The organism is Candidatus Zixiibacteriota bacterium, assembly GCA_040752815.1.
In the GTDB taxonomy this organism is placed as follows: Bacteria; Zixibacteria; MSB-5A5; order GN15; family FEB-12; genus JAGGTI01.
The window spans coordinates 1-22,602 of record JBFMGC010000049.1 but is presented as its reverse complement, the minus strand read 5'-3'; the positions used below and the strand labels follow the sequence as shown (position 1 = coordinate 22,602).

Sequence of the window (22,602 nt, the reverse complement as noted above, 5' to 3'; positions counted from 1 at the left end):
AGAAGATGTCGGGTTCCTCGCTCAAATGGTCGATGCGAGGAACGCCGACCTACAAGACTTCGTGCGAGGGGAGTTTCAATCCCACTCACCATAGGCGAAGTGGGCCACGGGGGTGAGTCCAAAAAACATGTTGAGTTTAGGCGGCCCCGCCTGCTATAGTCCGGTAGGGCAGGACCCCTGCGGTCCTGCCGTTAACGGTTTAGGATTGTTCAATGACTCTCGACCCCAGGTACGATTTTATCGTCTCGACTATCGTCCCGGCCCTCAACGAGGAGGGGAATATCGACGAGTTCTGCCGTCTGTACGCCGAGATGCGCGAAAAGGCGCCGTTTAGGTGCGACCTGGTGTTTGTCGACGACGGCTCTACTGACAACACGCTCGATAAGATCAAGGCCAATGCGAAAAAGTACGACTTCATCCGGTACGCGTCGCACCAGCGTGTCCGCGGCCTGACCGCCGCGCTTCAGACCGGATTCGAGCGGGCTTCCGGCACCGTGTTTGTCTTTTACCCGGCCGACTTACAATACCTGCCCGAGGATATCCCCGCGCTGGTTGCGCCGATTGCCGAGGGGGCCGATATCAGCACCGGCTGGAAGCAGGGGAAATACTCCAAGCGCTTGGTATCGACTATCTACAATTGGTTTTCGCGGAAGATTTTCGGGCTTCGGGTTCACGATCTCAACTCGGTCAAGGCGTTTCGTCGGGTGGTGGTCGACAGCATTTTCCTCCGCAAGGATTGGCACCGGTATCTCGTGGTGCTGGCCGCCAACGAGGGGTTCCAGGTGGAGGAAGTCAAGGTGCCGCTCTACCCGCGCCAGTGGGGGAAAACCAAGTTCTCGGTCTGGCGGATACCGGTCGGCGTGCTGGACATGCTCGCGGTGAAGTTCCAGATCACGTTTCTGCGCAAGCCACTTTTGTTTTTCGGCATGACCGGCATGATCTTCATTCTGCTGGGCATTCTGGTCGGGTTTTATGCGATCTATGAGCGCTACGTGATGATGCACGGCAACCGGACGCTTTTGTATCTGGTGATGCTGCTGATTGGGGTCGGTATGAGCTTCTTCCTGATGGGGTTTATCTCCGAGGGCGTGACCGCGCTCAAGGAAGAGATGACCGACCTTCGCAAGAAGACCAACGCGATCCTTGAGAACCTGAACCGGAAGAAGACCGAGGGGTGAGATGTTGTAGGTCGAAACCCCTGTGGTTTCGACAAGGCGGTTTGAGGTCGCAGACTGCGACCTCAAGTTGGGGTATCGATTGTGATTGACCGGTGGGTCTTGAGGTCACAAAGTGCAACCTCAAACGGGTGTTGGGAATTCCAAGCAAGTTGTAGGGCGAAAACCCTCCGGTTTCGACATTGAGTCGAGTCTATAATGGCCCACCCCACGCCCATGTCCCGCTCCCTGTCGTTTCTGGACCGGTATCTCACGGTCTGGATCTTTCTCGGAATGGCGGTTGGGGTCGCTTTGGGGTATTTCCTGCCCGGCATTACCGGTTTAGTGGAGAAGCTCTCGGTCGGCACGACCAATATCCCGATCGCCGCCGGGCTGATTCTCATGATGTACCCGGTGCTGGCCAAGGTGCGCTACGAGGCGTTTGGGACGATATTCAATCACCGCCGGGTGCTGGCACTGTCGCTGGTTCAGAACTGGGTGGTCGGTCCAATTATCATGTTTCTGCTGGCGATGTTGCTCTTGCGTGATCTGCCGGAGTACGCCATCGGTCTGATCTTAGTCGGCCTGGCGCGGTGTATCGCGATGGTGCTGGTCTGGAATGATCTCGCCAAAGCCGACCGCGATCTGGTAGCCGGGCTGGTGGCATTCAACGCGGTCTTCCAGGTGCTCTTCTACAGCATCTACGCCTGGATCTTTGTCACCATGCTGCCGTCGCTGTTTGGGATGGCCGGGAGCGTGGTCGATGTAAGCCTTGGCGATATCGCCGAGAGCGTGTTTGTCTATCTCGGCATCCCGTTTATAGCGGGAATTATCACGCGCTTCAGCCTGCTGGCTCTCAAGGGGCGGGACTGGTACGAGCGAGTGTTCGTGCCGCGTATCAGCCCGATTACGCTGATCGCGCTGTTGTTCACTATCGTAGTGATGTTCTCATTCAAGGGCGAATTGATCATTCAGCTGCCGCTCGACGTGCTCCGCGTAGCGCTTCCGCTGGCGCTATATTTCGTATTGATGTTCCTGATCACGTTTTATTTCTCGAAAAAACTCGGAGCCGCGTACGCCTCGACCGCGACAGTCGCCCTGACTGCCGCCAGCAACGATTTCGAGCTGGCGATAGCGGTGGCGGTGGCGGTGTTCGGAATTGGCTCGGGGGTCGCGTTTGCTACGGTCATAGGCCCGCTGGTCGAAGTGCCGGTGATGCTTTTGCTGGTGAAAGTATCGCTCTGGTGGAGGGAGACGTATTTTGGGTGACGAATGGATGGCTGCGACGGTGTCCCTATCGCGGTCGGCCATTAGGTTGTCACACCCGAGATCGAGCCAGGGGAGGTTGTCTTAACTCATCAACGGCACGACGCTCAAGCTCATTGGCTTATTATGGTGCATTGCACGTGGGTTCAGCCATAGCCACCACAACTGGGCCCCGTCTTCCGACGGGGTGACGGGACTGGGCTCCCGCCCTATGGATGCGCAGACCCGATTTTGTTGCGGACGACATAGACTGCTGCCTGTGTACTGTGAGAGCGCCCCCAGAGGAAGTGAGCTGGGGAGTCCACTCTTAATGCTCGTTTTCACTGACAGGATCTGTCAGTCAACTCTACTATTGTACGAGCGCCGAACGATGACGACAGCAGTAAACTCTCTTTTTCCAAAGGACGACTATCAGGTCGTCACCCCGGCGAAAGCCGGGGCCCAGTTGTTTTGGAAAGAACAGTAGCCCGGAGTTTATGATCGTCCGTGATTGCTTCTTGGTTATGACAGAGTTCTGACTGTTGATCTTTGGGAGGATGGTATGAAATCGGCGTTTGTATACATGATGGCAAGTGGCAGGAACGGGACGCTCTATGTCGGTGTGACCACCAACTTGATTCAACGTATCACGGCTCATCGGCCGGGACTCGTTCCCGGTTTCACTGCTAAGTACCAAGTTAAACTTCTGGTGTACTGGGAGGAACACGCCAGCGTCGTTGAGGCCATCGCAGCAGAGAAGAGGTGGAAAAACCGCAGGCGGGCAGCGAAAATCGCGATGATTGAGCGAATCAACCCGGAGTGGCGCGATCTTTACAAGGATCTGGCACATTGACTATCCGCTGAACGGTGCGGCTATAAACGACCTGAATTACGCTGTGCAGCGATGGACGAAGGCACTGAGTCAATGCCTTTGCGGCCACACCTGGGTACACGGCCGCGGCCTGGTAGGACGGCCTCCGGCCAACTACAATGAGCCTCTCCCGACTCAGATTCGGGCGGTCGGTGCGAGGCAGACCCCCCGGTCAGCCCCCCTGGAATTAATAGCTCCGCACTTTTCTGGTTGAACCCACCCGCTGGGTGGGGTACCATTGCGGTCACAGATTGTGTCAAAGCACAAGGAATGAAGAAAACACTCGTCGTACTCCTCAAGATCATCCTTACCGGTGTCGTGGTGTACTATGTCGCGAGGCAGGTCTGGGTCAACTGGGATCAGGTCAGACAGTTCGACTGGCAGTTCGACATTGTGTATCTGGCGTTGTCGCTTGTCTGCGCGATGGCGGCCCTGGTCGTGTTTTCCGCCGCGTGGGTTAAAGTCATCTCGGCGTTCGGGCATCTGGTGAGTCAGGCAGCGGGGTATCGAATACTTAATCTCTCCAATCTTGGACGGTACATCCCCGGCAAGGTCTGGCAGGTGTTCGGGATGCTCTACCTCGCCAAACAGAAGAACATCCCGGAGGAGCAGGCGGCGGCTTCGTTCGTGATTACAGAACTTTTCACAATACCGGCCTCGCTTCTGGTTTGGGTGATAGCGGCCCAGTTCGAACCGGCGCTGCTGATCGATAAGTTCAAGATCATGGGGCCTGGCTCGGCGTATACCGCCGGTATTCTTGGTCTATTGGGTTGCGCCGTGCTGGTTCTGTATCCCCAGCCGTTTCTGCGGCTCGCCAACTTCGTACTGAGGAAACTGGGCCGTCCGCCGGCGCTTTTCACGCTGGACAAATCGGTTGCCCTGCAAGCGTTTGTCGGGTATTTTCTGGGCTGGATTTTATTCGGGCTGGCGTTCTGGCTGTTTCTGGTATCGATTCTCGGCGACAGCGCCCCGTCGATTTTGCTGTCGATCGGGCTGTACAATATCGCGTACCAGATCGGCTACCTGGCGATATTCGCTCCGAGCGGACTCGGCCCGCGCGAGTTGATCATGGGCGCGTTGCTCGCGCCGTTTGTCGGCCCGGTGGCTCCTGCGCTGGCGGTGGTGGCGCGAATTTGGTCGGTAGTAATTGACGCGTCGGCTGCGCTGCTGGCCCTGGCCATTAGGAAGTAGTCTCGTTCAATTCGGAGATATCTTGACCCCGCAAAAACATTCCGCCGGTCGATCCCGAAGACAAGCCCTCAGTTTTGAGAACTCGCGCTGGTTTGTGCCCGCGGCGTTTCTCGTGCTGTTCCTGGCGATTGTCTTCCTCTTCTCGGATTTCATTTTCTCCGACCAGATGCTCTACGGCTCGGACATTCTCCAGGCCAGCCTTATGTTTCGCATATACCAGGCGACTTACATGGCGGCGCACGGCGGCGCCATTCCGCAGTGGATGCCGCACCAGTTCGGAGGGATGCCATTTGTCGAGGCGTTTCACAGCGACATCTTCTACCCGCCGTCATTGCTTTTGAAGTACCTTCGCGTCTGGCTCGACAGCAAGATTGAACCAATTGATATCGCCCGCGATCTCGGCTGGCTGATGATTCTCCACATCTACCTGTCCGGCCTGTTCATGTATCGCGCCGCGCGTCAGTTCAAGCTGGCGCGGGTGCCGTCGCTGTTCGCCGGGGCGAGCTACATGTTCGCGGGGTATCTGGTCTCGATGGTAGCGCCCGGACACGACGGGAAGATCTATGTTGCGTCGCTGTTCCCCGCGCTGATGTTCTTTCTCGACCGGGGATTTGAGAAGGACCGCTTCCTTTCCCAACTGAAGTACTTCTCGCTGACCGGACTTACGGTCGGCCTGATTCTGCTGACGCCCCACCCCCAGATGTCGTACTTTTCACTCTGGGCGCTTAGTTTTCTCGCCGCGTTCAGGCTTATCATTGTCCTGGTACAGAAGAAATCAGTACTGCCCGCTGTCAGACCGGGGCTGCTCGTGGTCTATGCGGTCGCGGTGGGCTTGTTGCTTTCGGCCATTCAAATGTATCCCGGCATATCCTACACGCAGGAGTATTCGCCGCGCGCCGACACCAAACGCGGCTGGGAGTGGGCAACTTCGTGGTCGATGCACGAGGAAGAGGCGGCGTCGCTGGTCATTCCCGAGTTTTCCGGCACATCCACCGACAAAGCGAAAACCTTCTACTGGGGAAAGAACTTCTTCAAGGATAACTCGGAGTGGCTGGGCACGGTGTCGCTGTTTCTGGCTATCATAGGACTGTTCTTCTATCGCCACCGCAAAGAAGCGTGGTTTTTCGGCATTCTCGGGCTGTTCGCGCTACTGTACGCATTGGGCGGAACTACTCCCTTCTTCTGGATCATGTTTACGCTCGTGCCCAAAGTCGAGTCTATGCGCGCCCCGGCGATGATCATGTTTCTCGGTTCGTTCGCGGTTTCTCTTCTGGCCGGAATGGGCCTGCAGGCCGTAAGCGACTTGCGGAGCGAGGCCAGAAAGTCGCGAGACAACCGATTCAATTATGTGCTCCTCGGTTTCCCCGCGCTTCTGTTGTTCCTCGCGCTGGGATTTACAGCCGCGGGACGGAGTCTGATCGGGCTCTGGTGTTCGCTGTTCTACAGCGAAGCGTCGTCCGAAGCGGTGCAGCAGGGGGTGACCAAACTCGATGTTGCCTACATGAACCTGTCGGCGACTCAATCCGGCGCCTGGATCGCGCTCCTGCTTGTCGCCATGGCGGCGATGTTCGTGTGGCTTTACCGACACGGGAAGACGGGTGCCGGAATCCTGATCGCGCTGGTGGCCCTGGCGGTTATCGACGGCATGCGATTCAACAGCCGCTTTATTGATGTAGTCGAGGATGCGCGCTTCTCCAGCCAGTACGGCGAGAATCCGCTGACCCGGTTTTTGTCCGGGCAAGAAGGAAAATTCCGCGTCATCAATCTGACCGCGCCCAAGGACGCCAGTTTGCCGGTGCATGGAATCGATGTCACGGTCGGCTATCATGGCAACCAGTTGCGCTGGTACGACGATCTGCTCGGCGGACCGAACCTCACTCATATCCAGAGGTTCAACCCGCGTCTGGTGAACCTGACCGGCACCCGCTATCTTATCAATACCACATCGGGGACATTCCCGCCCAACCACTTTGGCCCATTGCCGCTGGTGCACGTGGAAAGCTACGGCAGCGCAAAGCTGCTCCGCAATGATAACGCCCTTCCCCGTGTATTCCTGGCCAACGAACTCAAAGTCATCTCGGACCGGGATGCGATGATTGCCGAGGTGCTCAGCGGCGCGTCCGATCTTCGGCGCGTGGCCTTGCTCGAAGAAGCGCCGCCGCTCGAAATCGCTCCGGAGGAAGGCGCGGCTGATTCGGTCTGGATAGTCGACTATCAGCCGGAGACAGTCGTGATCGGAGTATCTACCTCACACGACGCCATGCTTGTCCTGACCGACACCTGGTTTCCATCGTGGCAGGTGACTGTCGACGGCCAACCGGCTAATTGCCTCCGCGCCTACGGCGCTTTTCGGGCCGTGGCGATTCCGGCCGGCTGCCGCGAAATTCGTTTCGAGTATCATTCCGCCCGATACGCGCTGGGACACACCGTGAGTGTGGTGTCATGGCTCAGTCTGCTGGGCGTTATCGGCATTACCTGGTACTTTGGCCGTCGCCGACACGAGACACAGGAATCACTTGAGAGAGAAACGGAATAGCCGTGGTTCAGCCACAACGCGCACTCATCATCTTTCCGACCTACAACGAGCGCGACAATATCGAGAAGATCGTGCACGCCGTCATACCGCTTGACCCGCGTATTCATGTCTTGATTGTCGATGACAGCTCGCCGGACGGCACCGGCGAGGTGGCCGACCGTCTCGCCGCCGAATTGAACAAAGTCCACGTGCTGCACCGCGCGGAGAAAGAAGGTCTCGGACGTGCCTATATCGCCGGGTTCAGGTGGGCTATTGAACGCAAGTTCGATTTCATCTTTGAAATGGATGCCGACTTCTCACACAGCCCTGAGTATATCCGTGACTTTCTCAAGACCATTCAGGAATACGATCTGGTCATAGGCTCGCGTTACATATCGGGAGTAAATGTCATCAACTGGCCGATGAGCCGTTTGCTGCTGTCTTATTTCGCAAATGTTTATACTCGTGTCGTCACCGGCCTGCCGCTGCGCGACGCCACCGGCGGTTTCAAGTGTTTTCGCCGCGAGGTGCTCGAGGCGATCGAACTCGATCAAGTCAGATCGACCGGCTATGCCTTTCAGATCGAGATGTCGATGCGGGCCTGGAAGAAAGGGTTCCGCATCAAAGAAATCCCGATCATCTTCTATGACCGGGTCGCCGGGAAGTCCAAGATGTCGAAGAAGATCATGCGCGAGGCGGTCTGGATGGTCTGGGCGCTCCGTCTGAAAGCGATGTTCGGCAAGCTGTCGTAGAGCTGGTGCGGTGGGCCCAAAGGTACCCAAGGTCTCGATCATAGTCGTTGCGCATAACTCCCTGCCTGCTCTCTCCGGCTGCCTCAAGGCGCTTGACGCTGCGGTCGCGGGGATCGATCACGAGCTTATCCTGGTAGATAATGCGTCTACAGATCGCTCCGCCGCCGAAGCGGTACAGCTTTTTCCCCTGGCAACAGTACTGAAAAACGACAAGAACCTCGGTTTCGCGGCCGCATGTAATAGGGGCGCCGAAGTTGCCGCCGGCGAATGGCTGCTGTTTCTCAATCCCGATGTAACCATCGACAGAGACGCACTAGCCCACTTGTTGACGGCGGCGCAGTCAAACGAAAACGCCGGTCTCATATCGGGCCGCCTGCGTAACGCCGATGGCTCCTTCCAGCCAACCTGCCGGCAGTTTCCGACTATCGGCAATATCTTCTTTTCGCGGGGATCGGCGCTGGCATGGTTGTTGAAACGCCCAGTTACTGCAGGCGTGAGATACACGCTGCCTGATTATGACCAGACCACCGCAGTTCCTGCGGTGGCTGCGACTATGGTGATGATCAAGCGCGATCTCTTTGAACAAGTCGGGCGCTTTGACACTCGCTTTTTCATGTATATGGAAGACACCGACCTCTCGCTGCGCCTGCATCAGCACGGGCGAGTCAACCTGTTTGTCCCGAGCGCGGGCGGGGTCCACCGCTGGGGCGAAGGAACGACAGTGGGTCGTGTACGACGGCTGCTCTGGCATCATCACTCGGTGTGGAAGTACTTCCTCAAGCATTTTCCCAACGGCTTTTCAGTGGTGCTACTGCCGTTACTCCTGGCTGCGAATCTCGCGATTCAAATCGTCAGGCCGTCTAAGAGAGCGAGGCAGGAAGCGTCATGAATTGGCTGGCGTTGCTGATTGCTCTGGGATTGAGTCTTGTCGTTGCGGCCAGTCTCATGACACCGGCGATACGTCTGGCCGATCGCCACGGGTTTGTCGACCGGCCGGGTCGCCATAAGAGGCATCACCGCCCGGTGCCGAATGTTGGTGGAGTGGTGCTGTTCTTCTCGCTCTGGCCGGCTGTGGCGACTTGTTCGTTCTTGTCGCCCGCCTTGCTCGCCGGGACGAAGTCGTCGCTGCTATACGTCTTCTCCGGAGCGCTGGTTGTCTTTCTGGTTGGCCTGGCCGACGATCTCAAACCGCTTTCAGCCTGGTCCAAGTTGGCCGCCCAGACGGCAGCCGGACTCATCCTGTATCTCGGCGGACTGGCGATCAATCCGGTCACGATTCCCTTTGCCGGCAGCTACGATATCGGGTCCATGTCCGTCATTATCACGATCATTTGGGTGGTCATGCTTACCAATGCAATCAACTTGATCGACGGACTCGATGGTTTGGCGGCCGGGGTCTCGCTGATCGCCTGTGTGACTCTCGTTACGATCGGCACACTGCATTACGCGGAGTCGGCCGTGCTGTTTGCGAACGCGCTGATTGGATTTCTCGCGGTATTTCTGTTTTTCAATCGGTTCCCGGCGAAGATTTTTCTGGGCGACTGCGGTTCGCTTCAAATCGGTTACTACTTCGCCGTGGTTTCGCTTCTCGTCCCTATCAAATCTTACACCGCCGCTGCGCTCTATTTGCCGCTTCTGGCGCTCGGCGTGCCGCTTATGGAGACCGCGATCTCGTTTTCTCGCCGTCTGGTCTCGGGACGCAACGTGATGAAAGCCGACCGTCGCCATCTCTTCCACTACCTTGCGCTGGCGGGGCTCTCGCCCCAAATGGTGGTCGGAATCTTCTACGTCGTATCGGCAGTGTTCGGGGGTTTTGCGCTGGCGATGTATTTCCTTAACCGATTGATAGTATTCGGCTTACTGGTCCTTTTTATGGTTGTAATTTCCGGTCTGTTCTTTATCTTTATGGCCAGGATGAACCGCTCGCCGAGGAATCGGTGAGTTGTTGGTGATGCAGAACTATTAGTCCGGGCTTTGTAGAGACCGCACCCATGGCTGAGGGACAACAGTATCTCGATTTTGAACGTCCTCTCGTGGAACTCGAGAAGAAGATTTCCGACATGAGGGATTTCTCGGTGGGCGGAGGAGTCCAACTGGACGCCGAGATTCAGTCCATGCAGGTCAAGCTGAACCAGCTTCGGACCGAGATCTACTCCTCGCTCACACGCTGGCAGCGGGTGCAGCTTTCCCGGCATCCTCGCCGGCCCCATTCGCTTGACTTCATCCGCATGATGACCACCGATTTCCTCGAGTTGCATGGCGACCGCGCGTTTGCGGATGACCAGGCGATGGTTGGTGGGTTCGCCCGGCTCGACGGCCGCCCGATTATGGTGGTGGGGCAGGAAAAAGGGCGTGACACCAAGGAGAAGCTGCGCCGGAATTTCGGTATGGCTCATCCCGAGGGTTACCGCAAGGCGCTCCGGCTTTTTCATCTTGCAGAGAAGTTCGGGGTGCCGATCGTCATTCTGATCGATACCCCCGGGGCGCATCCCGGAATCGGCGCCGAGGAGCGCGGCCAGGCGTGGGCGATCGCCGACAACCTGCGCGCCATGTTTCGAATTCGAGTGCCGATGGTAATCGTCATTCTGGGCGAGGGCGCATCGGGCGGAGCCTTGGGTATCGGTATCGGTGATCGCATACTGGTGATGGAGTACGCCTGGTATTCGGTGATCTCGCCGGAGGCCTGCGCGGCGATACTCTGGCGCGACTCGGGCAAAGGCCCGGAGGCGGCGGAGGCGCTCAAGCCGACCGCGGAGACGCTGCTTCGCCTTGGCGTAGTGGACAGGGTCATTCCCGAGCCGCCCAGCGGAGCGCACAACGACCCGGCCGAGGCGGCCCGCCTGGTGAAAGCCGATATTCTGGCCGCACTGAGTGAATTACAGGATAAACCGGTCGCGGAACTGCTGGAGGAAAGACTGCTCAAGTTCCGGGCCATGGGTGCATACAAGGAGCGATGATGGCGTTGCCGCAAAAACTGCTGGACAAACTGGCCTGCCCAAAGTGCCACGGCAGCCTGGAGTACCGTCCCGAGAAAGACCAGTTGATTTGTCCGAACTGCCGGCTGGTTTTCCGGGTGGCCGATGACATCCCGGTGCTTGAAATCGAGACGGCTGAGAAACTGAAGTAGGAAACCGAAAATGAAACTGTCGAAATTCTGTGAAGAGGGGCTGGTTACTTTTAACATGAAGGGGAGTACCAAGGACGCCGCAATCGAGGAACTGGTCGACCTGGCGGCCGCATCGAATATGGTCAAGGATCGCGACCGCCTGCTCCAGGACGTCAGGGAGCGTGAGGAACTGGTCACCACCGGTGTCGGCAACGGGGTGGCGTTTCCGCACGCCAAGACCCGTTCCGTGAAAGGGGTGGTGATTGCTTTCGGCCGCAACGACACGGGCATCGATTTCGACGCCATGGATCAAAAGCCGGTGTATCTGTTCTTTCTTATCGCCGCCCCCGAGGACGCAATCGGCGCGCATCTTAACGTGATGGCGCGGCTGTCGTTCCTGATGAAATCGGCGGAGAACCGGCAGAAGTTGATGGAAGCCACTTCCCCCGGAGATGTTCTGACTCTGATTGACAAGATTAACTGACCGGCCGGAACAGGACTGGCTTGGCACATGAAATGGACTTCCCATCTTGTTTCGAATTACGTACGCACGATTAATCTTGCCGCAATCTGCCTCCTGTCCCTCGGTTTGATCATGACCGGCCCGCAGGTGGCGCCGTACGTCAGCGGGACGATCATAACCGTACTCTATTATCCATTCTCCAAGATCAAAACAACCGTGGAGAACGCATTGGCCACGGCTGAGGAGAACGCCCGTCTGCAGCTTCTTCTTCGCGAGACCACACTGCGTCTGTCCAGCCTGAGCGAGATTCAGCGCGAAAACATCCGCCTCCAGAAGATTCTGGACTTCGAGGCCCCACCCGGCTACAGACTGCTGCCGGCGCGGGTGATTTCGATAAGCGGCACCGTAGTGCCGACTAACGCGGTTATAAACAAGGGCTCCCGGGACGGGGTCGTCCAGGGGATGCCGGTAATAAACCAGATTGGCCTGGTCGGTCGCGTTATCACGGCCCTGGAAGAAGTAGCTACAATAGAACTACTCACAAATCCGGCCAACAGGGTAGCCGCAAAGGTGGCGGAAAGCCGTCAGATGGGTATCGTACGCTATCGAACACGCGACGGAATGATCCTCGATAACTTCCCGATTCTGGGCGATATCGAGGTCGGCTACCAGATTATTTCATCGGGATTAGGGGGAGTATTCCCGCCCGGCCTGGTGATCGGGACGGTTCGGGATGTCGACCGACCTCCGGAGGAGACATTTTGCCGGGTCGAGATTGAGCCGGCTGCTGATTTCAACAGCCTCGAGGAGCTGTTTGTCCTCAAGGAGAGCCGGCAGTGACTATCATTCCTTACGTTATCTACCTGATTATCATAGCCCTTCATGCAGTTATCCTCCAGGGAATCACGTCGATTTACACCGCTTCGCTGAACCTGCCCGCGTTTATCGTGCTGGCAGTCGGGCTGTACAAAGAAGACATTCCGGCTACCTGGTTCGGATTCGCAGCCGGATTGGTGGCCTTCGCGGGTGCACCGCCGACTCAGCTCGGCTGGCATGGCCTGATCATGGCCGGGCTTGCGCTTGGCGCCCGCCGGGTGCGGGAGCGGCTCAATCTGGAGTCTCTCAAGGCCAGGCTGCTCGTGGTCTTCGGCGGGCTCGTCATTCACAACGTAATCGTGCTGCTGATCAGCCAGGCCGACGCCTTCCTGATCAATCTGCTCAGGTATGCCCTGGCGGGCGCGGTCTATACCAGTCTGATCGCCTGGCTTTTCTTCCTGGTTAAGGAACGGGTCATTACAGTCGAGAAAGTCAAAGCTATCTTTTGAGTGGTGAAATGGATCGCCTCGAGTTGTCAATGTCCGGCCGGGAACGCACCGCAATTGTGGTGATCATCTTGATGTTCCTTTTTCTGTTTGCCGGCCTGCTTCGGTTCCAGGTCTTCCAGCACCAGCAACTGGCCGACCAGTCTGAAAAGAACCGTGTTCGCCTGCTCCCAATCGTCACACGGCGGGGCACGTTTTATGATCGCGAGGGCCGCGTCCTGGTCGACACGCGCACGTCCTATACCGTGTCGGTCCTTCCATCGGAAGAGGTGCGCAACCTGACCGTACCGAACCTCGCCGGGTTACTTCAGATTGATACTGTCGAAATCCGCAAGCGGATTGTCAAGAATACAGTCAATCGTTACCAGCCGGCGGCCGTCAAACGTGGTACACCATTCGAAATCGTCGCCGTCCTCGAAGAACAGCACGATCGCTTCCCCGGGGTTACCATACAGATGGAGCGGGTGAGAAACTACGCCGACTCCACCGGTGCGGAGTGCGCCACCGGCCACGTTAGCGAAGTATCCCGCGATGAATTGGAACAGTACCGTTCCTCCGATCTTCGACCCGGCTCGATCATCGGCAAAAAAGGACTGGAGAAGGCGTTTGACCCGCAGTTGCGTGGGCTCGACGGCACGGAATACATAGAGGTGTTTGCATCGGGGCAGGTGGTCGGACCGTACGAAGGACTTGCGCGAAAGAACCCGGTACCCGGGGCCGACTTGCACCTCACACTGGATCTTGATTTGCAACGCGCAAGCCTGCTCGCGCTCGACAGCTTTTGCTGCGGAGCGGTGGTGGCAATCGATCCCCGCAACGGCGAGATACTGGCGATGGTGTCGTACCCAAGTTGGAACGCCAACCTGTTTTCCGGTCCCATCTCCGACTCGCTCTGGCAGGCGATGTCTACCGATTCCTCGCATCCGCTGCTGAACCGCCCCCTTACCGGACAGTATCCGCCGGGATCAACGCTCAAGCTGATAACCGTCGGCGCCGGGCTGGAGGAGAAGCTCATCACGCCCACGTCGACTTTCCGCGGCTGCACCGGCGGGTACCGATTCGGCAACCGTATCTTCCACTGTTGGGACGAGCGGGGGCATGGCGTGCTGGCAGCCGCGCATGCTATCGAGCAGTCCTGCGACATATACATGTACCAGTTGGGCTTGAAACTTGGTGTCGACCTGCTCAGCAAGTATTATGACGAATGCGGATTCGGCAAACCGACCGGTATCGAGATCCCCGGCGAGGTGAGGGGCAACAACCCTAACAGTGCCTACTATGACCGTATCTACGGAAAGCGCGGGTGGACCCAGGGGCTGGTGCTGAATAACTCCATCGGGCAGGGTGAAATCCTTGTGACGCCCTTGCAGTTGGCCCAATTCTATTGCGGCATCGCCAACTCAGGCACAGTTTACAGACCGCACATGGTAAGGTCCGTCGTCTGGCCCGACGGCCGTCGCCAGGTCATGTCACCTCGACGCTCCTTCGCGCTACCCTTCTCTCCGGAGACAATGGCGGTTCTTAGGGAGGGGGCGCGGTTGGTGGTGCAGGGGGACCGTGGAACGGCTCGGTCTTTGCGGCGCAAAGGATACACGATTGCCGGCAAGACCGGCACGGCCCAGAATCCGCACGGGCGCGACCACTCGCTATTTGTCGGTTTTGCCCCGTTCGAAGCTCCGGAAATCGTGGTGTGCGCGATTATCGAGAACGCGGGTCATGGCTCTGAGGTCGCGGCGCCGGTCGTAGCGAAAGTCATCGACGCCTACATGGCGAAGAAACAGCCGCCGGACCAGATCGCGGCGGTCGCTCCGGAGGCGAAGCGATGACCGTCAATTACGGCGAACTGGATTGGAAACTGATCGGCGCCGTGCTGGCACTCTCGGTGATCGGCATCTTCCTGATTATGTCGGCGCAACACTTCGCAAACACCGATTACGAACGCGATTATTACCTGCGGCAGATGCTGTGGCTGCTGATCGCGCTTGGAGTATTTGCCGCTGTCATTCACCTGCCGCTCAAGCTGTTTGATTACGGGGCGTATCTGCTGTACGGTGTGGCGCTGGTGCTCCTGGTGGCGGTGTTGTTTGTCGGCCATTCCAAGTTGAGCGATGCCCGTCGCTTCTTCGATTTCGGCCCGATAAATCTGGCCCCCTCGGATATCGCCAAGATTGCTCTGCTGTTGAGTCTCAGTCGATTTTTCGCTTACACGCATCTGCCGCCATCGTCCAAGCGCCGCTTTGCCATCTCAGCGCTGCTGGCCGCTGTACCCGCTGCGCTCATTTTGAAACAGCCGGACCTGGGTACCTCGCTGGTATTCTTCGTGCTCCTGTTTGTCCTCTGGTTCTGGTCTGGATTGTCAGTCGGTTTCATGCTGCTGACCGTTTCACCGATTCTGTCGCTGGTTGCGGCCTCGCACTGGATTTCCTGGGCTGTTTATATCCTCGTGGTGTTAATCGTGCTGTTCTTGCTTCGCCCCGGAATGCTGGTGAGTATCGCCACGGTCGTGATCAATCTGGCATTCGGCGCGATTACACCGCTTCTCTGGAATCGTCTGGCCGACTACCAGAAGGACCGGTTCCTGATGTTTCTTGATCCCGGCCAGGATGCACGCGGGGCGGGCTACCAGATCATCCAATCGAAGATCGCCATCGGTTCGGGAGGTCTGTTCGGCAAGGGCTTTCTGGGCGGCTCGCAATCTCGGCTTGACTTCCTGCCGGAGCGCCACACCGACTTTATATTTTCGGTTCTTGGGGAGGAATTCGGTTTGTTGGGGGCTGTCGTGGTCATGCTGCTGTTTTGCTTCATGTTTTATCGCGCAATCAAGGTGGCGGCGCGCTGCCGCTCCCGGTTTGCGTCGAATGTCGTGATGGGCGCGACTGGCATTATCATGTTTCAGTTTTTCGTCAACATAGGGATGACCCTCAGCCTCATGCCGGTGACCGGTCTGGCGCTGCCGTTCGTCAGCTACGGCGGGACGGCCCTGGTGTTATTCTGGACGCTGATCGGCCTGATTGTCTCTGCCGAACAGCACTGGCAGGAGTACTGAGATGGCCGCCGCGCTAAAGCTGACGACGAACACGATTCGCGCGCTTTCGGCAGCCTGCTTCTCGATGCTGCTGGTCGGGCAGGCAGCGGCCTTCAATCTCGACTCGTTGCTGATTCAATCAGTAGGTGGCCCGGCCGCAGTGGACAGGCTGCGGAACATGACGACCTCGTATGCCGCGGGCACGGCCATATTGAACGGCCTCCCCGGCTCGTACGAAGTGTACGTCGCAATACCGGACAATCTGTGCATGGAGATGAAACTCGGCCCGTTTGCATTGGCGCAGGCTTTCGACGGCGCCACGGCCTGGCAGCGTGATCACAATGGCCAGGTGAGCGAACTCAGCGGCTACGAGAAGCGCGCTTTGCTCAGCCAGGTTTACTTTCAAACATATTCGTTCCTTCTCGAAAACCGCCTTCCCGGAGAGCGCGAGTACCTCGGTATCGAAACCCGCGGCGGGCGGCCCATGCACAGAGTCGGCTTTTACCCGCTGTACACCGACACGGTATACTCGTATTTCGACACGACCACCGGGTACCAGAGCTTCGACGTAATTACAGTCGACAACCTGGAAATAGTGACCGAGTACTCGGATCATGCTATTCGCGGCGGTGTTTTGATGCCGCTTACATCGCGCTCGAGTGTGCCGGCCGCACAGACCGAAATGCGGATCACGGTCGACAGCGTTGCGTTCAATCTGCCGGTCGACCCGCGTCGGTTTGTTCGCCGAACTTCCACGGTCGATTTCCGGTTTCCGGCCGGCCACGATTCGGTGGTGGTGCCGTTCGAACTGATCGCCGGGCATATTTATTTTCACGCTCAGGTGAATGGAAGGCTGCTTCGTTTCATTCTCGATTCGGGTGCCTCAGCCAACATGTTCCATCGGCCTGCTCTCGACGGCCTTGACCTGCCGGTGGTGGGTAACCTACCGGCAATCGGAGTGGCGGGATACGAGCACGTAGACTTGGTTCGGACCGACTCGATCAATATCGGCGGCCTCGTTCTGCTGGGGCAGGTCGGGGGGGCACTCGACCTGAGCGTTGTTACCGGCGGATCGAAGGCCGAGCCGCCGTTTGGTGGTATTCTCGGCTACGACTTCCTGTCACGTTTTCCGGTGTTGATCGACTACCAGGCCGGTACTCTAACGTTTTTCAACGCCGACAACTTTCAGCCACCCGATGGCGGACATGAGGTCCCCTTTGAGCTCACGCTGCAGATTCCCACAATCGAGGCCGAGCTGCTGGGGCTTCCGGGGCGGTACATCGTCGATCTGGGTAATGCCTTCGGGCTTATCGTCCACAGCGATTTCAGCCGGAAGCACGACCTCGTTTCCCGGCTGGGCGACGTCTCAGACTTGCCCCACGAGATCGGCGGTCTGGGTGGCGGGCTGAGCGGAAAGACCGCCTACGCGGCCAGTTTCAGTTTCGGGGACGTCCGGATCACCGATCTGCGTATCATGCTGCCGGACAGCGGCAGCGGGCTGGCCGGGTCGGTGGAACTGGCCGGAAATATAGGCAATTTACTCCTCAAACAGTTTCGAGTTCTGTTTGACTATGGCCATCAGCAACTGGTATTCTACGATATTGCCGGCTCTGGCGAATGATCGAGCCGGGGTGGGCAAAGGGCGCGCGGGTGCCGATTAGATCGGTATGATCAAGAGCGATGCCGCCATAGAGTCGCTTGCTGAATTGGCACTGCGGACAGCGTACTGTCGGGCGACCCGGCCCGACAGTCCCTGCCCGTTGGCTCCAACCGGGAACGAATGAGCTACAAGACCGTTTTTCAGCCTATGAGACAAGGACGCAAGTCACGCGTACTCAGCATCGCAACGGCCTTCGTCAGTCTGGTTCTCTGCCTGAACACAGCTCAGGTTGCCGCTCAGTCCGGCACCGAGGCGGATGATCCTGTCACACATGCTTTCCTGAACTCGAACCAGGCCGGCGTAAGGCTGGGAGGCTGGTCCAACCAGGGAGCCACGCCACCCGACAGTCTGCAGGTTTCAGCCAACAGCTTCTATCAGAACGATATTGGGTCAGGGAGTTTCTACCTGGAAGGATTCTTCGGCTTCCGCCTGAGCCGCGCTCTCATGCTCGAGTTCTCACTGGGCCTGGTGAGCCGCGGCGACGTGTATCTCGTGGAGGAAACCGGTGGCTCGAGTATTGGCACCCTGCAAGTCTACCCGATCCTGGCCAAGGTCAAGTTCTACCCGTCCGCAAGGCCTATTGCCGGCTTGTTCCCGTATCTTCTGGCGGGCGGCGGAGTCTATTACGGACGTCATGATATCCAATTCGTAACCGGCATTGACGCGGCTTATCGTGCGGCGTTCGGCGAGAATTCCAAGACTGATTTCAGCTACGTGCTGGGCGGCGGTATCGACTGGCCGGTGGCCTCGGTAGTCGCGCTCGACCTCAACGCCCAGTACATGCCGGTGAAATTCTCCGGCAACCTGATCGGCGTGGACGACTACAGTTCACTGACCATAACCGTCGGCGTGAAGTATCTCGCCTCCCGTAAAGCAAAGAAAGAACATCCACATAGATTGCTTTCAAGGAGATAGCAGGCGATGAAGGTAGGGATCAACGGCTTTGGACGAATCGGCCGCCTGGTGTTCCGCGCTGCCCGCGGCACCAATATAGAGGTGGTCGGGCTAAATGATATCACCGACGCCAAAACGCTGGCGCATCTGCTGAAATACGATTCCATTCACGGGCGATACCCGGACGAGGTTGGGGTCGACGGGGACAAGATCGTGGTCGCCGGAAAGAAGATTCCGGTCTTTGCGATTCTCGACCCGGCCAAGCTTGCGTGGAAGGACCTCGGCGTGGACGTGGTCCTTGAATGCACCGGCCGGTTCACCAAGAAAGAAGATGCGGCCAAGCACATCCAGGCGGGTGCGCGCAAGGTGTTGATATCTGCGCCGGCTAAAGGGCATGACGGGACGTTCGTACTTGGTGTGAACTCAGATCAGTACGACAAGTCGAAGCACCACGTGGTCTCTATCGGCTCGTGTACGACTAACTGCCTGGCGCCGGTCGCCAAGGTGCTGCACGATACTTTTCGCATCGAGCGCGGCTTCATGACGACCATCCACTCGTACACGGCCGACCAACGCCTACAGGATGCGCCGCACAAGGACCTTCGCCGCGCTCGCGCCGCCGCCATGTCCATGGTGCCGACCTCCACCGGGGCGGCCAAGGCCATCGCCGACGTGCTTCCGGATTTGAAAGGCAAGCTGGACGGCTGCGCGATTCGCGTCCCGACACCGGATGGATCCCTGGTTGACCTCACAGTATTGGTAGGCCGCGAAACCACGGCCGAAGAGGTCAATGCCGCCATGAAAAAGGCGGCCACGTCAGGGCCGTTAAGCAAGACATTGCAGTACTGCGAGGATCCGATTGTCTCGACCGACGTAATCGGCAACCCCCATGGATCTATTTTCGATTCTGAGTATACTAATGTGAAAGGCAACCTGGTTAAGGTGTTCGCCTGGTACGACAACGAGTGGGGCTTCTCCTGCCGGATGGTCGATATGATGCTGATGATGTAATGGCACTGAAAGGCTGAATCATGAACAAGGTGACCGTTTCCGACATCAATTTCCGCGGACGCAAGGTTCTGGTGCGTGTAGATTTCAACGTCCCGCTGGATGACAAACAGAATATCACCGATGATCGCCGCATCCGCGCCGCGCTTCCGACGCTGCGGAAGATTCTCGGCGACGGCGGCGCGGTGATTGCCTGCTCGCACCTGGGGCGTCCCAAGGGCGGGCCCGATCCGAAACAGTCGCTTCGCCCGGTGGCGCGGCGCCTGCAGGAGCTGCTGAGCAAACCGGTCACGTTTGCCGAGGACTGTATCGGACCCGAGGCGTCCAACCTGGTCGGCCGGATGAAACCCGGCGACGTGGTGCTCCTGGAAAATCTCCGCTTCCACTCGGAAGAAGAAAAGAACATCCCTGAGTTCGCCCGCAAGCTGGCGTCGCTCGCGGATATCTATGTGAACGACGCCTTCGGCTCGGCCCATCGTGCCCACGCCTCGACTGAAGGCGTCACGCGCTTTTTCGACCAGTCTGTGGCCGGCTTCCTGATGGAGCGGGAACTGCACTACCTGGGCAACGCGCTGACCAATCCGGTGCGCCCGTTTGCGGCGATACTCGGCGGCGCAAAGATCTCGGGCAAGATCGATGTGCTTCAGCATCTGATCGGCAAGGTCGATGTGCTGATCATCGGCGGCGGCATGGTCTTCACGTTTGCCAAAGCGCTGGGATATGCGATTGGGGATTCGCTACTGGAGGCCGACCGGGTCGAGATGGCTCGCGAAATCATGGCTAAAGCCGAAGCGTCCGCGGTCAAACTGATTCTGCCGGTTGACGCCGTGATCGCCGCGGAGATCGATGCCAACGCCAAGACAAAAGTAGTGCCGATCAGGCAGATTCCCGATGGCATGAAAGGTCTCGATATCGGGCCGGAGTCGATCAAGCTGATCTCAAAAGCTCTGGCCGATATCAAGACAGTTCTCTGGAACGGTCCCATGGGCGTATTCGAGTGCCCGCCGTTTGCCGAGGGAACTTTCGCGGTTGCCCGTATGCTGGCCGACCTGACCGATAAGGGCGCCACCACCGTTGTTGGAGGCGGTGATTCGGCATCGGCAGTTTCGCGCTCCGGTCTGGAAAGCAAGCTGAGCCACATATCCACCGGCGGGGGGGCCTCGCTGGAGTTTCTGGAGGGCAAGGTGCTGCCGGGCGTGGCGGCGCTGACCGATCAGACGAAAGTAGGGGCCGTCTGACATGCGCCGGAAGATTATCGCCGGCAATTGGAAGATGAACGGCACCCTGGCCGAAACCGACAACCTGATTCGAGCACTGCTTGCGGGCGATTTCGTAAATTCCCCGGTGCAGGTTGTCGTCTGTCCTCCGTTTACCGCGCTGGAAACCGCTTCGCGGCTTCTGAAAGGTACCCGTATCGCCCTGGGCGCGCAGGACATGAGCCCGCACCCCAAAGGGGCCTTCACCGGCGACATTTCCGCGACCATGCTGTTGACACTCGGAGCCACCTTCGTTATCTTGGGCCACTCTGAGCGGCGGCAGTATCATTCTGAGAGCGATCAGTTGATCAATGCCAAAGCCAGACAGGCGCTGACTGGCGGCCTGACACCGATTGTCTGTGTCGGCGAGACGCTGGCGGAGCGCGAGTCCGGCCGAACCGAAGCCGTTGTCGGGGAACAGGTTGCTGGTACCCTGGCGGGCTTTTCGGCCGACGATTTGAAGAAAACGGTAATCGCCTATGAGCCGGTTTGGGCTATAGGTACGGGTCGAACCGCCACCCCGGAAATGGCTGAGGCGGTTCATTGTTTTGTTCGCGATAAGCTGGCCGCAGTCGATCGCGCCGCCGCGCAAGTTGTACAAATACTGTACGGCGGATCGGTCAACGCAATGAACGCGGCTGGATTGTTGTCGCAGCCGAATATCGACGGCGCCCTGGTGGGCGGTGCGTCGCTCAAGGCCGACGAGTTTATCGCGATCATAAAGGCTGCTTAGCCGGAGGTTTGGTCAGTTGTTTATCGCCTGGGTTGTCTTTCATGTTATCGTTTGTTTCGCCCTGATAATTGTGGTGCTGATGCAGTCGGCCAAGGGCGAGGGTCTGGCGGGCGGCACCGCGTTTGGGGGCGGAGTTTCATCGGCGGTTTTCGGCGGTCGCGGGGCGGCGTCGTTTTTGTCTAAAGCGACTACGGTGCTGGCGATCGTGTTTTTCGTAAATTGCGGCGCGCTGGCGTTAATGTCGGCCAGCACGCGAGTGGCGGTAACCGGTGCCGCCGAAGAGGTCACGGGCGAATCCGAGGTTACTCGAAGGGCGCGCCAGGAGCAGGAACGGCAGTTGGAGCGCTTGCAGCGCCAGCAGGATGCCGCCGCTCAGGACTCGCTGCAACGAATGGAAGGCCAGACCCAGACGATCAATCTGGATAGCCTCGGCCTCGGCCTCCCACAGGACACAACCGCCCCGAGCGGCGAATGATTGGATCGGCAGGCCGTAGGTCGAAACCCATGCGGTTTCGACCCGCTTGCTGATCGGCAGGCCTCCGTGCCTGCTGCCCAGAGCCTGTAGGTCGAAACCCCTGCGGTTTCGACAACCAGTCACCCTGAGCCTGTCGAAGGGTGACGGAACGTGCCCGGCAGATGCTTGCCCTCGACTTGATCGGGGGTCCTCATCTTCCGATTGACGAAAACGACGATGCGGAAGTGGTGGAATTGGTAGACACGCTATCTTGAGGGGGTAGTGGAGTAATCCGTGGGGGTTCAAATCCCCCCTTCCGCACCATGATAATCGCCTCCGGATCAAAGCTTATCCGGAGGCGTTTCTCTGCCGGATTCGCCTTGCTCGAATCGCCTGATGGGTCTATGTTGATGTGCCTCTATTACTTAACGGAAATAGGACATTGGGCTGAGAGAAAGTACCGCGGCTTTCCGGACTCTTATTCATCAATCCCAGTGCTTCCGAGAGACTATGAATAGATCTTGACAGCGCTAGTCGTGCACGTTAGATAATTCTTGGAGCAAATGGTCGTCTTTGCTTTAGCTTCTGCAACTTGGCTGTCGGGAGCTCATGTCAAGAGTTGTGTAAATTGGTTTCTCAAGCAGCGTGCTTTTCGGTCTGATTGTTTCTGCTTCTGACCTCAATTCCGTCCTCGAACGTCACTCCCGCCAGCACTTTCGTCACCAGGTGCGGCGCGTTGATCCGGCGCCAGCGCTTCTGTGCTCTTACGATCAACTGGAAGATCAAGTACAGCGCCGAGCGCGGTGACTTGATTCGTCGCGCCGCGTTGGTTCGCAGCTTGACGGTGGCGAAGATCGACTCGATCGGATTGGTCGTTTTCAGCGACACCCAGTGCTCCTTCGGATACCGAAAGTACGTCAGCAATGCCTCCTGGTTCTTCAACAGACACTCGA

Annotated in this window: 22 protein-coding genes and 1 tRNA gene; 22 read left to right on the top strand and 1 reads right to left on the bottom strand. The window is 58.1% G+C overall.

Annotated elements, in window-relative coordinates; translation table 11 throughout:
- Positions 1-212 precede the first annotated feature (212 nt).
- The 22 genes from AB1772_10980 to AB1772_10875 all read left to right on the top strand — a co-directional run bounded on the left by AB1772_10980 (position 213) and on the right by AB1772_10875 (position 21,973).
- Positions 213-1,178, top strand: coding sequence for a glycosyltransferase family 2 protein (locus AB1772_10980; GenBank protein ID MEW5796867.1), 966 nt, complete (start codon positions 213-215; stop codon positions 1,176-1,178).
- Positions 1,179-1,373: 195 nt separating this feature from the next.
- On the top strand, positions 1,374-2,423 hold the full coding sequence (gene arsB, locus AB1772_10975) for an ACR3 family arsenite efflux transporter (protein MEW5796866.1): 1,050 nt from the start codon (positions 1,374-1,376) through the stop codon (positions 2,421-2,423).
- 538 nt (positions 2,424-2,961) lie between these two features.
- A complete protein-coding gene (locus tag AB1772_10970) occupies positions 2,962-3,252 on the top strand; it encodes a GIY-YIG nuclease family protein (GenBank protein ID MEW5796865.1) in 291 nt (96 codons plus the stop codon).
- Between the two features lie 288 nt (positions 3,253-3,540).
- Complete coding sequence (locus AB1772_10965) at positions 3,541-4,461, top strand: lysylphosphatidylglycerol synthase transmembrane domain-containing protein (GenBank protein MEW5796864.1); 921 nt, start codon at positions 3,541-3,543, stop codon at positions 4,459-4,461.
- Positions 4,462-4,483: 22 nt separating this feature from the next.
- Positions 4,484-6,997, top strand: coding sequence for a hypothetical protein (locus tag AB1772_10960; GenBank protein MEW5796863.1), 2,514 nt, complete (start codon positions 4,484-4,486; stop codon positions 6,995-6,997).
- Between the two features lie 2 nt (positions 6,998-6,999).
- A complete protein-coding gene (locus tag AB1772_10955; GenBank protein ID MEW5796862.1) occupies positions 7,000-7,728 on the top strand; it encodes a polyprenol monophosphomannose synthase in 729 nt (242 codons plus the stop codon).
- A 10-nt stretch (positions 7,729-7,738) separates the two neighbouring features.
- Positions 7,739-8,617, top strand: coding sequence for a glycosyltransferase family 2 protein (locus AB1772_10950; protein ID MEW5796861.1), 879 nt, complete (start codon positions 7,739-7,741; stop codon positions 8,615-8,617).
- Entirely contained in the window at positions 8,614-9,669 is a 1,056-nt protein-coding gene (locus tag AB1772_10945; GenBank protein ID MEW5796860.1) for an MraY family glycosyltransferase, read from the top strand. Before AB1772_10950 ends, AB1772_10945 begins: the two co-directional genes overlap by 4 nt.
- A 50-nt stretch (positions 9,670-9,719) precedes the next feature.
- Positions 9,720-10,685, top strand: a complete 966-nt coding sequence (locus AB1772_10940; protein MEW5796859.1) for an acetyl-CoA carboxylase carboxyltransferase subunit alpha — start codon at positions 9,720-9,722, stop codon at positions 10,683-10,685.
- The gene (locus AB1772_10935) at positions 10,682-10,855 is read left to right on the top strand and encodes a Trm112 family protein (GenBank protein ID MEW5796858.1); all 174 of its coding nucleotides are present in this window, start codon (positions 10,682-10,684) and stop codon (positions 10,853-10,855) included. The genes AB1772_10940 and AB1772_10935 overlap by 4 nt, the downstream gene beginning before the upstream one ends.
- Positions 10,856-10,865: 10 nt before the next feature.
- Entirely contained in the window at positions 10,866-11,318 is a 453-nt protein-coding gene (locus tag AB1772_10930; GenBank protein ID MEW5796857.1) for a PTS sugar transporter subunit IIA, read from the top strand.
- A gap of 27 nt (positions 11,319-11,345) precedes the next feature.
- On the top strand, positions 11,346-12,137 hold the full coding sequence (mreC, locus tag AB1772_10925) for a rod shape-determining protein MreC (GenBank protein MEW5796856.1): 792 nt from the start codon (positions 11,346-11,348) through the stop codon (positions 12,135-12,137).
- Positions 12,134-12,622 carry a hypothetical protein gene (locus tag AB1772_10920; GenBank protein MEW5796855.1) on the top strand — a complete coding sequence of 163 codons (489 nt, stop codon included), beginning with the start codon at positions 12,134-12,136 and terminating at the stop codon, positions 12,620-12,622. The genes mreC and AB1772_10920 overlap by 4 nt, the downstream gene beginning before the upstream one ends.
- An 8-nt stretch (positions 12,623-12,630) precedes the next feature.
- Positions 12,631-14,445: a penicillin-binding protein 2 gene (gene mrdA / locus AB1772_10915; GenBank protein ID MEW5796854.1), complete on the top strand. Its 1,815-nt coding sequence runs from the start codon at positions 12,631-12,633 to the stop codon at positions 14,443-14,445.
- Positions 14,442-15,665: a rod shape-determining protein RodA gene (gene rodA / locus AB1772_10910; GenBank protein MEW5796853.1), complete on the top strand. Its 1,224-nt coding sequence runs from the start codon at positions 14,442-14,444 to the stop codon at positions 15,663-15,665. Before mrdA ends, rodA begins: the two co-directional genes overlap by 4 nt.
- Position 15,666: 1 nt before the next feature.
- A complete protein-coding gene (locus AB1772_10905; GenBank protein MEW5796852.1) occupies positions 15,667-17,265 on the top strand; it encodes a retropepsin-like aspartic protease in 1,599 nt (532 codons plus the stop codon).
- A 159-nt stretch (positions 17,266-17,424) separates the two neighbouring features.
- Positions 17,425-18,219, top strand: a complete 795-nt coding sequence (locus tag AB1772_10900) for an outer membrane beta-barrel protein (protein MEW5796851.1) — start codon at positions 17,425-17,427, stop codon at positions 18,217-18,219.
- Positions 18,220-18,225: 6 nt separating this feature from the next.
- The gene (gene gap / locus AB1772_10895) at positions 18,226-19,209 is read left to right on the top strand and encodes a type I glyceraldehyde-3-phosphate dehydrogenase (GenBank protein MEW5796850.1); all 984 of its coding nucleotides are present in this window, start codon (positions 18,226-18,228) and stop codon (positions 19,207-19,209) included.
- Positions 19,210-19,229: 20 nt separating this feature from the next.
- Positions 19,230-20,444: a phosphoglycerate kinase gene (locus AB1772_10890; protein ID MEW5796849.1), complete on the top strand. Its 1,215-nt coding sequence runs from the start codon at positions 19,230-19,232 to the stop codon at positions 20,442-20,444.
- A 1-nt stretch (position 20,445) separates the two neighbouring features.
- Positions 20,446-21,195, top strand: coding sequence for a triose-phosphate isomerase (gene tpiA / locus AB1772_10885; protein MEW5796848.1), 750 nt, complete (start codon positions 20,446-20,448; stop codon positions 21,193-21,195).
- A 16-nt stretch (positions 21,196-21,211) separates the two neighbouring features.
- The gene (gene secG / locus AB1772_10880; GenBank protein MEW5796847.1) at positions 21,212-21,670 is read left to right on the top strand and encodes a preprotein translocase subunit SecG; all 459 of its coding nucleotides are present in this window, start codon (positions 21,212-21,214) and stop codon (positions 21,668-21,670) included.
- Between the two features lie 218 nt (positions 21,671-21,888).
- Positions 21,889-21,973, top strand: a tRNA-Leu gene (locus AB1772_10875).
- 312 nt (positions 21,974-22,285) lie between these two features.
- On the opposite strand, the gene AB1772_10870 is transcribed toward AB1772_10875, so the two are convergent.
- The coding region (locus AB1772_10870; GenBank protein ID MEW5796846.1) for a transposase at positions 22,286-22,602 on the bottom strand (317 nt) is incomplete at its 5' end.